Here is a 13328-nt window from a genome sequence, read left to right as displayed (position 1 = left end):
TCGCGTGAGCCGACGACGGTCGCGACCAGGCGCGTCAGAAGGTGCGGCGCCAGGCGACGATCCGCTCCACGGCCTCGTCGACCGTCGCCGGGGCCGCCGCGAAGGAGAGGCGCACCCAGTCGCCGCCCCGGACGCCGTCGAAGTCGGTGCCCGGGGTGAGCGCGACGCCCGCCTCGGCGAGCAGGCGCTCGCACCAGGTCACGGAGTCGAGCCCGTCTCCGGAGACGTCCGCGTAGACGTAGAACGCGCCGTCTGCCGGGGCGACGCGCGACCACCCCAGGTCGTCGAGCCGCGACAGCACGAGCTCGCGCGACGCCGCGTAGCGCGCGACGTTCTCGGCCGCGGCCGCGTACCCCTCGGGCGAGAACGCCGCGACGCCCGCGTGCTGCGCGAGCGCGGGCGGAGACAGCGCGACGTTGCCGGCGAGCGCGTCGACCGGGCCGACGAGCTCGTCCGGCAGCACGAGCCACCCCAGGCGCCAGCCCGTCATGGCCCAGTACTTGGAGAACGAGTTGACGACGACCGCACCCTCGCCGACGTACCGCGCCGCGGTCGGCAGCGTCGCGAGAGCGGCATCCGCCGCGTCGCCGTACGTGATGCCGTGGTAGATCTCGTCGCTCACGAGCCGGACGTCGTGGTCGGCGCACCACGTCGCGACGGCGTCGAGCTCGGCGGGCAGGATCATCGTCCCCGTCGGGTTCGCCGGGCTCGCGACGACCAGGCCGTCGAGGCCGCCGTCGTAGTACGCCTCCATGAGCTGGGACACCGTGGGCTGGTAGCGCGTCTCGGGGCCGCAGTCGAGCTCGACGACCTCGCAGCCCAGCGCGCGCAGGATGTTCTTGTACGCGGGGTAGCCGGGGCGGGCCAGCGCGACGCGGTCGCCGACGTCGAACGCCGCGAGGAACGCGAGGAGGAACCCACCGGAGGACCCGGTCGTCACCGCGACGCGCTCCGGGTCGACCTCGACGCCGTACCAGCGGTCGTAGTGCTCCGCGATCGCCCGTCGCAGGGCCGGGACGCCGAGCGACTCCGTGTAGCCGAGGTCGCCGTGCTCCAGCAGCTCGATCGCCCGCCGGCGGACGACGTCCGACGCTCCCGTCGACGGCTCGCCCGCGCACAGGTTGAGGACGGACGCCCCGGCGTCGCGCAGCCGGTTCGCCTCCGCGAGCACCTCCATCACCGCGAACGGCGGCACGTGCGACCGGCGCGAGACCTTCATCGACCCAGACATGAAGCCATCATGCCGGTTCCCCCGCCGCCGACCGCCGCCCAACCTGGTGCTGGGGGCGCCCCACGGCGCCGAACCCGGGGTTGCGGCCGGGCTCGACGGCCGAGACGCCCACAGCCCCGGGTTCGACGCGGAGCGGGTCATTCCTTCGAGGGATGGCAACCTGCCTCAGCGCGCGGGGTCGGTCGTCCGGGCGACGCGCGGTCGTCGGGCGGCGAGGTCGGATGGACGGCATGACCGAGGACGTGTGGGACGACGGCTCCGACGACCGGGCGCGGGGCGATGGCGCTGGGGGCGGTCGTGGGCCCGACGGCCGCGACGAGGCGTTCCGGCCGGTCCGGGGATGGGGCGTCCTGTGGCGCAGCGCGTTCGTGCTGTGGCACGGCGGGCACGAGTACGTCGTGGACGTGGACTTCCTCGACTGGGACGAGCGGATCCGGCTCTACCGCGACCGCCGCCTCGTCGACGAGCAGCGGTCCCGGGCGCGCTTCGACCTCCCCGGTGTGCGGATCGAGGCACGGATGAGCCTCTACGGGATGCGGTACGTCCGCGTCGTCGACGCCGTGGGAGACGTCCGGGACGTCCCGCCGATGGCCGGGACCGCCGAGGCGTGGCGGGACCGCATGGACCGCGAGCGCCCGACGGCGAGCCGCGCCGTCGGTGTCGCCGCGTGGGTCGTGCTCGTGGTCGCGCTCGTGACGCAGGTGCCGCAGCTCCTCGACCTGGTCTCCGGGTTCACCGGCTGGACGCCGCCGTTCGTACCCGACCTGCCCGCCTCCGCGAACACCGTGCTGTCCGTTGCCGGGGTGGTCGCCGCCGTCGACCGCGGGCTGCAACGTCGCTACCACCCGCTCCTGGACGGCTGAGCGCCCGCTCGTCGGGTGCAGCGACGCGTGCCTAGGGTGGGGGAACGCCGACAGAGGAGGTTCGCGTGTTCCGACGACGGTCCCGCAGCACACCCGACGACGACCCGGTCCGCCGCGCCGCGCAGTACCGGGTCGACCGCGAGACCGCGCGCGAGGAGTCGGAGCGCGACGACCCGGGACGCGCGGACGTGCCCGGTCCGGCTGGCCGCGAGGCGCCCGCCGCCGAGTCCCCGGCGCCCGACGACGAGGTCGCTCCGCGCGGCCCGCGCCGTGTACGACCCGAGGACCGGGCGATGTACGTCGACACGGTGATCGAGCAGGCGATCCGGCGCGGGGAGTTCGACGACCTCCCGCTCGCGGGCAGGCCGATCCCCGGGCTCACGGGGACGCACGACCCGGACTGGTGGCTCAAGTCGGTCATCGAGCGGGAGCAGCTCACCGGGCTGGGTCCGCCCGCGATGCTGCTCAAGCAGGAGGACCGCGAGCTCGACGACCGGCTCGACCGCGAGCTCGACGAGACGATCGTCCGCGAGATTCTCACGGACTTCAACGCGCGGGTCGTCGACGCCCGCCGCCAGCTCCTGGGCGGCCCGCCCGTCGTCACGCCGACGCGCGACGTCGAGCACGAGGTCGCGCGCTGGCGCGCACGGCGCGGCCGGATCGCCTAGCCCGAGGATCTCGCCCGCCCGCGGCCCGACTGCCCGCCGTCGAGCACGACATGGGGGCCGCTATCGGGCCGATAGCGGCCCCCATGTCGTGTTCGGCGGGAAGCGGGCGTCGGATCGGCTAGCGGCCCTGGAGCGCACGGACGTTGTCGCCGAACGTCCAGCCCTTCGAGCCGTCCCAGTTGATCGACCATGTCATGAGGCCCTTGAGTCGCGACGCGTACGGCTGGTACGCCTGCGTGACCAGCGACGGTGCCATGTAGCCGCCGCCGGCGCCCGCCTGGGCAGGCAGCCCAGGGACCTGCTTGTCGTAGGGCACCGTCACCGTGACGCCCTGGATGGTCAGCCCGGCGTTCAGGCAGTCGGTCTGCTTCTGGAAGCCCTGGACGGTCCCGGCGCCGTAGGAGTCGCCGCTGCACCCGTACATCGAGCCGTTGTAGTACTGCATGTTGAGCCACCACAGGCGGCCGTTGTCGACGTATTTCTTGATGATCGGCAGGTAAGAGCCCCAGATCGAGCCGTACACGACGCTGCCTCCCGTGACGTACGCGGTCTCGGGCGCCATGGTGAGGCCGAATCCGCTCGGCATCTCGGCGAGGACGCCGTCGATGATGCGGATCAGGTTCGACTGCGACGTCGACAGCGTGCTGATGCTCCCGCTGCCCGACAGCCCCGTCTCGATGTCGATGTCGATGCCGTCGAAGTGGTTGTCGCGCAGGATCGGCACGACCGTCTCCACGAAGCGGTCCGCGACGGCCGGGCTGGACAGGTCGATCCCGGCGGTCGCGCCGCCGATCGACAGGAGCAGGCGTGTGCCGTCCGCCTTCGCCGCGCACATCTCGGCGGGAGTGGGCACGTCGACCCCGGTGTCCATGCCGTCCTGCCACAGTACGGTGCCGTCAGAGAGGATCACCGGGAACGCGAGGGTGACCACGTTGTAGCCGTGCGCGGAGATCCGGGCGTCGTCGACCGGGATGTGCCCGAGGCTCGGGTGCACGCCGTTGGACGCGCCGTCCCAGCTCTCCCAGTACCCCTGGAGCACCTTGTCCGTCGGCTTGCCCTGCACCGCGCAGTCGGTCGGGTCCGTGGGATCGGTGGGATCCGTCGGGTCGGTCGGGTCCGTGGGATCGGTCGGGTCAGTGGGGTCGCACGCCCCGCCGTCGGTCCACAGCGTCGGGGTCGACGCGGGGTTCCAGCCGGTGCCGACGTAGGCCGTGTGCGTGACGCGCGCGGTGTACGTGCGCCCGCCGTACGTGACCTGGGCGCCGGCGGCGTACGTGGAGCCCTCCGCCCAGACGGTGGTCGAGCACTGGGCCGCGGCCGCGGGAGCGAGCGCACCCTGGACGACGACGGCGCTGCCCACGAAGACCGCCGCCAGGGCGACGGTGGCCGCTCCGGCGAGCAGCGGGGTCGGACGAGATCTCACGGGGCACCTCGGGTTCGGTCGCACGGCGGCCGAGGCGGGCACCGTCGGCCGATGATCCCGCCAGTCTGCAAGTGCCCGACGGCGTCGCGCATGAGGGGGAACCACACGATCCGCACCGCTCGCCGGGGGCGCGGAGCCACGCGGAGTACGGGTGGTCCCGGACCTCCTGGCGCCCGCGGAACGGGCTTGCGGCACGTCGCCGCCCCGCTCGCACCGAGCGCCCTTCGGCGCGCGCGCCTAGGGTCGGCGGCATGGCCGACTGGCAGCCCGACGTCCTCGGGGACGACTACGAGCAGCTCACGCTGCCGCTCGCCCCCGACGACGAGGGCGACGTCGTCGCGACGCTCGTGCGCCGCCGTCGGGCCGGGGGAGACGACGCGGACGGGACCGGCCAGCACCTCGACGTCCTGTACGTCCACGGGTGGTCCGACTACTTCTTCCAGACCGAGCTCGCCGACTTCTGGGAGGCGCACGGCGCGCGCTTCCACGCGCTCGACCTGCGCAAGTACGGGCGCAGCCTGCGCCCCGGCCAGACGCCGGGGTTCGTCACGGACCTCGCGACGTACGACGAGGACATCGAGGCCGCGCTCACGGCGATCGGCCACCGCGGCGACGGGCGCTCGCCGCGTGAGCTCGTGCTCATGGGCCACTCGACGGGCGGCCTGACGCTCAGCCTCTGGCTCGGCCGGCACCCCGGCCGCGCGGCGGCGCTCGTCCTCAACAGCCCGTGGCTCGAGTTCCAGACGCGCGAGGTGGGGCGGCTGCTGCTCGAGCCCGTGATCGGGGCCCGGGCGCGTCTCACGCCGACGCGGCCGCTGCCCAACGTCGACCTCGGCTTCTACACGCGCTCGGTGAGCAAGGACTTCGACGGCGAGTGGACGTACGACCTCGCGTGGCGCCCCCAGCACGGGTTCCGCACCACGCCCGCCTGGCTGTCCGCCGTGTTCCGCGGGCAGCAGACCGTCGCGCGCGGCCTGTCCATCGGGGCGCCGGTGCTCGTGCTGCTCTCCGCGCGGAGCACGCTGCTCCCGCGCTGGACGCCGGAGATGATGCACACGGACACGGCGATCGACGTGGACGGCGTCGCGCAGCGGTCCGTCCAGCTCGGCGACCTCGTGACGGTCGCGCGCCTCGACGGCGCGCTGCACGACGTCGTCCTCTCGGCCCGGCCCGTGCGCGCGCTCGCGTACGGGCGCATCGCGCAGTGGGCGAGCGCCTACCTCCCGCGTCCCGCGCCCGTCGTGCCCGACGACGACCGGGCACCCGCGCCGGACGTCGCACCATCGGCGTCGGGCGGTCTGGGCCGGCTGCTCACCCGCCTCGGCGCGGGCGCCCACCGCGCCGGGCGGGTCGTGGCGCGCACGGTCGGCTCCGCCGTCGGGACGGTGCGGGGTCGGCGGTCCCGCGCCCGCTGACGGTCTGCACCCGAGCCGTCATGGTGGTGGTCGGGACACGGACCCGGGCCCACGGCCTGAACCAGGCCGTCTCTCCGCCCGCGACGCGTCAGGTGGCGAGCTGCGCCCGCACGAAGTCCACGATCCCGTCCGCGGCGGCCTCCACCTCGGCCAGGCAGTCCTCGAAGTCCTGCTGACCGCCGTACCAGGGGTCGGCGATGTCGAGCACGTGCTCGGGCTCGCCCGGTGCGACGCGCGGTGCGGCCGGGTCGAACGAGCGGTACATCCGCACCGGGCCGGCGGCGTCGAGCCTGCGCAGGGCGCGCGCGTGCTGGGACGTCATCGCGAGCACGAGGTCCCGCGCGGCGAGGTCGCCCGAGCGCACCTGGCGGGCACGGTGCGTCCCGTCGACGGCGTACCCGTGCTCGGCGAGGACGGCGCGCGCGCGGCGGTCGATCGGGTTCCCCCGCTCCTCGTCGCTGATCCCCGTCGAGTCGACGACGACACGGTCGCCGAGCCCGGCCGCCTCGAGACGGTCGCGCAGGACCACCTCGGCCATGGGGGACCGGCAGATGTTGCCGGTGCAGACGGTCATGACGCGGTAGGGCGCGGGGGCCTCGGCACTGGTCATGGGCCCATTCTGCGGGACCCGCACGCGCCGCTCCGTACGCGCCGGTCGTCGGGCGCCCCGCGACCGCCGCGTCTACCGTGAGGACATGATGATCGGGGCGGGGTCGGGGCGGATCGCCGTGACGGGCGCGAGCGGGCTCCTGGGGTCGAAGCTCGCGTTCCGCCTCGCCGCCGAGGGCGCGACGCAGCGCCTCGTCGTGCGCGACGCGGCGCGGGCGCCCAGCCTCGGCGACGACCCGCTCCCGGAGTCGGACGTCGCCGTCGTCGGCGGGTACACCGACACGCGCGGGATGGTCGCGGCGTTCACGGACGTCGACACCGTGTTCCTCGTGTCCGCCCGCGAGGACCTCGACCGCGTCGCGCAGCACCGCGCGGCGGTCGACGCCGCCATCGCCGCCGGGGTCGGGCACATCGTCTACGTGTCGTTCGTCGGCGCGGCGCCGGACGCCGTCTTCACGTTCGCGCGCGACCACTGGCGCACCGAGGAGTACATCCGCGCGACAGGGGTGCGCCACACGTTCCTGCGCGACAACCTCTACCACCGCGGGCTCGCGCTCATGGTCGGCGACGACGGCGTGATCCGCGGGCCCGCGGGCGACGGGCGGGTCGCGTCCGTGTCGCACGACGACATCGCGGACGTCGCGACCGTCGTCCTGCTCGACGCCGACGCGCACCGCCACGACGGCGCCACCTACGACGTCACGGGGCCCGAGGCCCAGACGCTCGGCGAGGTCGCGGAGGCCCTGACCGCCGCGACGGGTCGCGAGATCACCTACCACGCCGAGACGCTCGACGAGGCGTACGCGTCGCGCGAGCGCTACGGGGTGCCGCGGTTCGAGGTCGACGGCTGGGTGTCGTCGTACACGGCGATCGCTGCGGGCGAGCTCGCGCACGTGAGCGACACCGTCCCCCGGCTCGTCGAGCGCCCCGCGCAGTCGTTCGCCGCGTGGCTCGACGACTACCCCGAGGAGTGGGCGCACCTGCGTCCCGCTTGAACCTGGCGCGCCACCGCTCGGCGCGCACCCCGCGAGATCGACCCGTGCGTCCGAGATCGACCCTCGGTGGGTCGACCTGGTGACGGGCGGGCCGATCTCGGCGGTTCCACGCCGTGCGCGAAAACCTCTGGCGCGGTCCGCGGGGGCGGACGTACCGTCGTCGTACACGCGAAAGGAGGTGGTCCTGGAAGTGAAGATTCTTCGGACTCGTGAGGTGGTTGCGCGCTAGTCGTCGCGCAACCGATCCAGCAACGGACCGGATGCGGTGAGCCCGTGAACCGGGCGGGGTCTCCCGAGGGGAGACGCCCGACGGCGAGCGAGTACCACGCAACCACCGGAGCCCGCGGGTGTCGTGCCCTCGTCCAGCACGACAGGAGGAACCCTCCAGCCCGCGGGCTTCCTGCTGCCCACCCCCCACGTTGAGTGCATGAATTAGTCGCGTCTGGGCTCGCCGGACGCGACTAATTCATGCACTCAGCGGGCGGCGGGGGCCGGAGCGGGGGCTGGGACGCCGTCGGCAGCGGGCGGTGCCGCCTCGTCGTCGACCACCCGCCGGCGGCGCGGGGCTCCCATCGCCACGGCGGCGAGGGCGAACGCCGCGACGGGCACCCAGAGCGCGGTGTGGAACGCGGCCAGGCCGGCCTCCCGGCCCGTGCCGTCGCCGAGGGCGAGGACGCTGACCGCCGTCGCGGCAGAGATGCCGATCGCCGCGCCGAGCTGGAACGCCGTGTTGAGCACCCCGCCGGCGACGCCCTGCTCCGCGTCGGTCACGCCCGTGGTCGCGGCGATGGCGATCGGCCCGTAGACCAGCGCGAACGCGACCCCGACGAGCGCCATCGACGGGACCATGACGGCGTACGTCCAGTCGAGCCCGGACGCGAGGAACCACGCCGCGGCGAGCGTCCCGGCGACGAGACCCCCGACGATCACGCGCGGCACGCCGAAGCGCTCCACGAGGCGCGGCGTGAGGACGGGCGCCAGCACGACGTCGATCGCCATGAGGAGCATCGCGAGCCCGGTCTGGAGCGGCGTCCAGCCGCGCAGCTCCTGGAGGTAGAGCGTGAGGAGCACCTGGAACCCGTAGAACCCGCCCGCGAAGAGCACGGCCGTGACGTTCGCGCGCACGAGCTCGGTCGAGCGGAAGAGCCGCAGCGGCAGGAGCGGGTGCGGGGCCCGGCGCTGGCGGGCGACGAACGTCGCGAGGAGCACGGCCCCGCCCCCGAGCGCGGCGACCGTCCACGCGACCCCTTCGCCCGGGTGCTCGAGCCGCACGATGCCGACGGCGAGCAGGACCATGGCGCCCGTCGCGAGGACCGCGCCGAGCACGTCGAGCGTGCCGCGGTCGCGGGTCGCCGCGTCGCGCGGGACCGTCGCCAGGGCGAGCACGAGGAGCACGACGGCGAGGATCACCGGCGCGAAGAAGACCCACCGCCAGTGGATCGCGGCGAGCAGACCCCCGACGACGAGGCCGAGCGAGAAGCCCGCTGCTCCCGCGGCGCCGTAGATGACCAGCGCACGGTTGCGGCGCGGGCCCTCGGCGAACGACGTCGTGATGAGCGACATGCCCGCGGGCGTGAGGAACCCGGCCGCGACACCCGTGACGAAGCGCGACAGGAGGAGCATCCACCCGTCGGTCGCGAACCCGCCGAGCCCCGAGAACACGAGGAACACGAGCAGCCAGAGGACGAACATGCGGCGTCGGCCGTAGAGGTCGGCCGCGCGCCCGCCGAGGAGCATGAACCCGCCGTACCCGACGACGTAAGCCGTCACGACCCCGCCGAGCTCGCCCGTCGCGAGACCCAGGTCGGTGCGGATGCCCGGGAGCGCGACGGAGAGCATCGCGATGTCGCTGCCCTCGAGGAAGATCGCCCCGCACAGCACGAGGAGCAGCCCCCAGTCGCGCAGCGTGAAGCGCGCGGCGGCCCGTGCGCCCGCGTCGGCCCGGATGGTGGGCAGGTCGGTCATGGCGTCCCCTCTCCTGAGCACCTTCCGGTACTCGGTTACCTCTTGATACCGAGCCCATCGTGGGACAGGATCGGGAGGCATGGAAGACGGCACATTCGGCACACCTGGTATCACCGCGGATACCGTGGCGGCGCGAGGAGGCCCCACGGCGACCCGTGACACGCCCGCGCTGCCCGAGGACCGCCACGGCTGCACGCCGTCCAAGTGGGAGTCCGACGTCGAGGTCTGGCAGTGGGACTCCCGCGAGGACTGCGAGGTGCGACAGATCCTCGACCGCATCGCGGACAAGTGGTCGCTGCTCGCCATCGCGCTGCTCGACCGCCGTGTCATGCGGTTCACCGAGCTCAAGCGCGAGATCGACGGCATCAGCCAGCGCATGCTGTCGCGCACGCTGCGCCAGCTCGAGCGCGACGGCATCGTCGAGCGCACGGTCTACCCGACCGTCCCGCCCCGCGTCGACTACGCCCTCACCGAGATGGGCCGCTCGCTCCACGCCACGACGAAGGCGCTGGTGGTGTGGACGGAAGCGCACCAGGAGCGCATCGCCGCCGCGCGCAGCGCCTATGACGAGCGCGAGGCGTCGCTCCAGGACCTCTGACCCCGCCCGTGAGGGCACGCACACCGCTGAGTGCATGAAATAGTCGCGTCCGGACGCCCGGATCGCGACTATTTCATGCACTCACGCCGGGTTGAGGTGGGGTTCGACGAGCTCCACGTAGCGGCGGGCGAGGGTGGCCACGACGTCCGTTCCGGGGGCGGCCCAGACGTCGGCGTGGAAGATCTCTACCTCCACGTCGCCTGTGTAGCCCGCTCGGGCGACCGAGCGCGTGAACGCGGTGAAGTCGACGTGACCGTCGCCCATCATGCCGCGGCCGAGCAGGGTGTCGGCCGGCAGCGGCGTGATCCAGTCGCACACCTGGTAGCTGACGATCCTGCCCGCCGCACCTGCTCGGGCGATCTGCTCGTGGACCTTCGGCTCCCACCACAGGTGGTAGGTGTCGACGACGACGCCCACCTCCTCGGGCGCGAACGGCTCGGCCAGGTCGAGGGCCTGCTCGAGCGTCGAGACCACGCCGCGGTCCGCCGCGAAGATCGGGTTCATGGGCTCGATCCCGAGCGTCACGCCCGCGTCCCGCGCGGCCGGGACGAGCGCGGCGATCGCGTCGGCCGCCCGTTCCCGGGCCCCCACGAGGTCGCGGTCGCCGTCGGGCAGTCCGCCCGGGACGAGGACGAGCGTCGGCGCCCCGAGCGCGGCCGCCTCGGCGATCGCGGCGAGGTTGCTCGCGTGGGCCGCCGCGCGCGCGTCGGGGTCGCTCGCGGTGAAGAAGCCGCCGCGGCACACGGACGAGACGCGCAGACCGGCGTCGCGCACCCACCGCACCGCGGTGTCGAGCCCGACCTCCGCGACGGGCTCGCGCCACACCCCGATCGCCGGGAGCCCCGCGGCGACGCAGCCGTCGATCGCCTCGCGCAGCGACCAGTGCGCCGTGGTCCGCTGGTTGAGCGACAGCCGAGCGAGCCGAGGATCGCCGGGCGACGGCGTCGACACCCGCGCCGCCACCCCGCTCGGCACGTCGAGGGCCCTCACCTCCCCGCCGAGCATGCTGGTGTCGCCCGGTTCGGCCCCCTGACGGGATGCGAGCGCATGCTCGGCGGGCACGACCGCATGGTCGGCGGAGGTCCGGGGGCCGGTGGACGGGAACTCCGAGATCTCGGTGCTCATGCGACCACCTCCACGACACCGGCACGGGCGCCCGCCTCGATCCCGGCAGCCGCGAGGACCAGGCCGAGGCGGTGCGCGGCGAGGTCCGGGTCCGGCAGGAGCTGAGCCTCGTTGGCGAGCTCGAACGCACGCGCGAGGTGCACGACGCTCCGGGCCGATTGGAGCCCGCCCACCATCGTGAAGCCGGGCTGGTGTCCCGACAGCCACGCGAGGAACGCGATCCCGGTCTTGTAGTAGTACGTCGGCGACTCGAACACGTGCCGCGAGAGCGCGAGCGTCGGGGCCATCTCGGCGTCGTAGCGGTCGAGGTCACCGTCGTCGAGGGCGGCGAGCGCCGCCGACGCCGCGGGGGCGACCGCCGCGAACGCGCCGAGCAGCGCGTCGGAGTGCCGCTCCCCGTCGCCCCGGATCAGCTCGGGATAGTGGAAGTCGTCGCCCGTGTACAACCGGACGCCCTCGGGAAGTACGGCGCGCAGCCCGACCTCGTGCGCCGCCGAGAGCAGCGACACCTTGACCCCGTCGACCCGGTCGGCGTGCGCCCGCACGAGGTCGACGAACGTCGCGGTCGCGGTGTCGACGTCGCCGGAGCCCCAGTACCCGCGCAGGTTCGGGTCGAACGCCTCGCCGAGCCAGTGCAGCACGACCGGCTCGCGCACCTGGGACAGGATCGCGTCGTACACGCGCACGTAGTCGTCGGCCGACGTCGCGACGCGCGCGAGGTGTCGCGACGCCATGAGGATGACCTGCGAGCCCGTGCCCTCGACGAACTCGACCTGCTCGGCGTACGCCCCGATCACGTCGTCCACGGTCCGCAGCGCGTCGGGTGCGCGGTGGTCCGTCCCAGCGCCGGACGCGATCCGTGCGCCCAGCTCGTGAGCCTGGGCCGCGCTGCGCGACACGAGCTCCTGGACCGCGGGCCAGTCGAGACCCATGTTCCGCTGCGCGGTGTCCATCGCCTCGGCGACGCCCAGGCCGTAGCGGAAGAGGTGCCGCCGGAACGCGAGCGTCGAGTCCCAGTCGACGACGGCCGGCGCGCCCGGCACGTTCTCGCCCCGCGGGTCCGCGACGACGTGCGCCGCGGCGAACGCGACGCGCGACGCGTACGGGCCCGGGTGGTCCGCCCACTCCCGCGGCGCGCGCAGCTCGACGAGCCGCGTGCCGCCGTCGGGCAACGGGATCCGCACCCCGCTCACGCCCCCGCCCCGGACGCCGAGCCCCCCAGGGCCTCGGGCCCGGGGTACGGCGAGGCGCCGAGCTCGACCCGTCGTCCCTCGCGCGACGAGGTGTACCCCGCGTCGACGAGGCGCAGGCCGCGCACGCCGGCGTCGAAGTCGTAGGGGTGCGGGCGCCCGGCGTGGACGTCGCGCAGGAACTCCTCCCACTGCGCGCGGAACCCGTTGACGAACTCCTGGTTGTCCGGGATCTGCTCCCACTGGGCGCGGAAGTCCTGGTCGGTGGGCAGGTCTGGATTCCACACCGGCTTGGGCGTGCGGGCGCGCGACTGGATGCGGCACCCGAACAGGCCCGCGACCGCGGACCCGTGCGTCCCGTCGACCTGGAACTCCACGAGCTCCCCCCGGTCCACGCGCACGGCCCACGACGAGTTCACCTGCGCGAGGATCGGGCCGTCCGCCCCGGCGAGCTCGAAGATCCCGTACGCCGCGTCGTCGGCCGTCGCGGCGTAGGGCTCGCCGTGCTCGTCCCAGCGCTCGGGGATGTGGGTCACGGCCTTCGCCATGACCGCCTCGACCGGCCCGAACAGGTTCTCCAGCACGTAGTTCCAGTGGCAGAACATGTCGAGGACCATCCCGCCGCCGTCCTCGGCACGGTAGTTCCAGCTCGGGCGCTGCGCGGGCTGCCAGTCGCCCTCGAACACCCAGTACCCGAACTCGCCGCGGACGGACAGGATGCGGCCGAAGAACCCGCCGTCGATGAGCCGCTTGAGCTTGAGCAGGCCGGGCAGGTACAGCTTGTCGTGCACGACGCCGTGGATCACCCCGGCCGCTCGTGCCGCCTCGGCGAGCTCCTCGCCCTCGGCGACCGACTCCGCGATCGGCTTCTCCGTGTACACGTGCTTGCCCGCCGCGAGCGCCTTGAGGATCGCCTTGGTCCGCTCCGACGTGACCTGCGCGTCGAAGTAGATCGTGGCCGTCGGGTCCGCGAGCGCCGCGTCGAGGTCGGTCGTGTACTCGGCGACGCCGTGGCGCGCGGCGAGCTCCGCGAGCTTGGCACGGTTGCGGCCCACGAGCACGGGCTCCACCTGGAGGCGGGTGCCGTCGTCGAGCTCGACGCCGCCGTCGTCCCGGATCGCGAGGATCGAGCGCACGAGGTGCTGGCGGTACCCCATGCGCCCGGTCACGCCGTTCATGACGATGCGCACGGTGCGGGTGGTCGGTCGGTCGCCCCCTGCGGCGTCCGTGGTCTGGCTGGTCATGC

General features: G+C 73.9%; 12 protein-coding genes. 5 read left to right on the top strand and 7 right to left on the bottom strand.

Annotation, left to right across the window (positions count from 1 at the left end):
* Window positions 1-34: 34 nt before the first annotated feature.
* Window positions 35-1219, bottom strand: a complete 1185-nt coding sequence (locus tag ACFVN3_RS16640) for a pyridoxal phosphate-dependent aminotransferase (protein WP_378234065.1) — start codon at window positions 1217-1219, stop codon at window positions 35-37.
* 242 nt (window positions 1220-1461) lie between these two features.
* Between ACFVN3_RS16640 and ACFVN3_RS16635 the strand changes: the two genes are divergently transcribed.
* Both ACFVN3_RS16635 and ACFVN3_RS16630 read left to right on the top strand, forming a co-directional pair.
* Window positions 1462-2094 carry a hypothetical protein gene (locus tag ACFVN3_RS16635; RefSeq protein WP_378234037.1) on the top strand — a complete coding sequence of 211 codons (633 nt, stop codon included), beginning with the start codon at window positions 1462-1464 and terminating at the stop codon, window positions 2092-2094.
* 65 nt (window positions 2095-2159) lie between these two features.
* A complete protein-coding gene (locus ACFVN3_RS16630; RefSeq protein ID WP_378234036.1) occupies window positions 2160-2762 on the top strand; it encodes a DUF1992 domain-containing protein in 603 nt (200 codons plus the stop codon).
* A gap of 118 nt (window positions 2763-2880) precedes the next feature.
* Here the strand turns inward: ACFVN3_RS16630 and ACFVN3_RS16625 are convergent, their stop codons facing one another.
* Window positions 2881-4185, bottom strand: coding sequence for a carbohydrate-binding protein (locus tag ACFVN3_RS16625; protein WP_378234035.1), 1305 nt, complete (start codon window positions 4183-4185; stop codon window positions 2881-2883).
* Between the two features lie 251 nt (window positions 4186-4436).
* On the opposite strand from ACFVN3_RS16625, the gene ACFVN3_RS16620 reads away from it, so the two are divergent.
* Window positions 4437-5600: an alpha/beta hydrolase gene (locus tag ACFVN3_RS16620; RefSeq protein ID WP_378234034.1), complete on the top strand. Its 1164-nt coding sequence runs from the start codon at window positions 4437-4439 to the stop codon at window positions 5598-5600.
* An 88-nt stretch (window positions 5601-5688) separates the two neighbouring features.
* Here ACFVN3_RS16620 and ACFVN3_RS16615 read toward each other — a convergent pair whose 3' ends face one another.
* Window positions 5689-6210 (bottom strand): low molecular weight protein-tyrosine-phosphatase, encoded by a 522-nt coding sequence (locus ACFVN3_RS16615; protein ID WP_378234033.1) that lies wholly within the window; start codon window positions 6208-6210, stop codon window positions 5689-5691.
* 85 nt (window positions 6211-6295) lie between these two features.
* On the opposite strand from ACFVN3_RS16615, the gene ACFVN3_RS16610 reads away from it, so the two are divergent.
* The gene (locus ACFVN3_RS16610) at window positions 6296-7204 is read left to right on the top strand and encodes an SDR family oxidoreductase (RefSeq protein ID WP_378234032.1); all 909 of its coding nucleotides are present in this window, start codon (window positions 6296-6298) and stop codon (window positions 7202-7204) included.
* A 474-nt stretch (window positions 7205-7678) separates the two neighbouring features.
* On the opposite strand, the gene ACFVN3_RS16605 is transcribed toward ACFVN3_RS16610, so the two are convergent.
* Window positions 7679-9169, bottom strand: a complete 1491-nt coding sequence (locus ACFVN3_RS16605; protein WP_378234031.1) for an MFS transporter — start codon at window positions 9167-9169, stop codon at window positions 7679-7681.
* A gap of 79 nt (window positions 9170-9248) precedes the next feature.
* Between ACFVN3_RS16605 and ACFVN3_RS16600 the strand changes: the two genes are divergently transcribed.
* The gene (locus tag ACFVN3_RS16600; protein WP_378234030.1) at window positions 9249-9767 is read left to right on the top strand and encodes a winged helix-turn-helix transcriptional regulator; all 519 of its coding nucleotides are present in this window, start codon (window positions 9249-9251) and stop codon (window positions 9765-9767) included.
* 81 nt (window positions 9768-9848) lie between these two features.
* Here ACFVN3_RS16600 and ACFVN3_RS16595 read toward each other — a convergent pair whose 3' ends face one another.
* Genes ACFVN3_RS16595 through ACFVN3_RS16585 form a run of 3 tightly spaced genes read right to left on the bottom strand, consistent with a single transcriptional unit; the run spans window position 9849 to window position 13326 of the window.
* Entirely contained in the window at window positions 9849-10892 is a 1044-nt protein-coding gene (locus ACFVN3_RS16595; RefSeq protein ID WP_378234029.1) for a sugar phosphate isomerase/epimerase family protein, read from the bottom strand.
* Entirely contained in the window at window positions 10889-12085 is a 1197-nt protein-coding gene (locus ACFVN3_RS16590) for a dihydrodipicolinate synthase family protein (RefSeq protein WP_378234028.1), read from the bottom strand. The genes ACFVN3_RS16595 and ACFVN3_RS16590 overlap by 4 nt, the downstream gene beginning before the upstream one ends.
* On the bottom strand, window positions 12082-13326 hold the full coding sequence (locus ACFVN3_RS16585; RefSeq protein WP_378234027.1) for a Gfo/Idh/MocA family protein: 1245 nt from the start codon (window positions 13324-13326) through the stop codon (window positions 12082-12084). The genes ACFVN3_RS16590 and ACFVN3_RS16585 overlap by 4 nt, the downstream gene beginning before the upstream one ends.
* Between the last annotated feature and the right edge of the window lie 2 nt (window positions 13327-13328).

The organism is Cellulosimicrobium sp. NPDC057862 (assembly GCF_042797035.1).
In the GTDB taxonomy this organism is placed as follows: domain Bacteria; phylum Actinomycetota; class Actinomycetes; order Actinomycetales; family Cellulomonadaceae; genus Cellulosimicrobium.
This window is presented reverse-complemented; position numbering and strand designations above follow the sequence as displayed.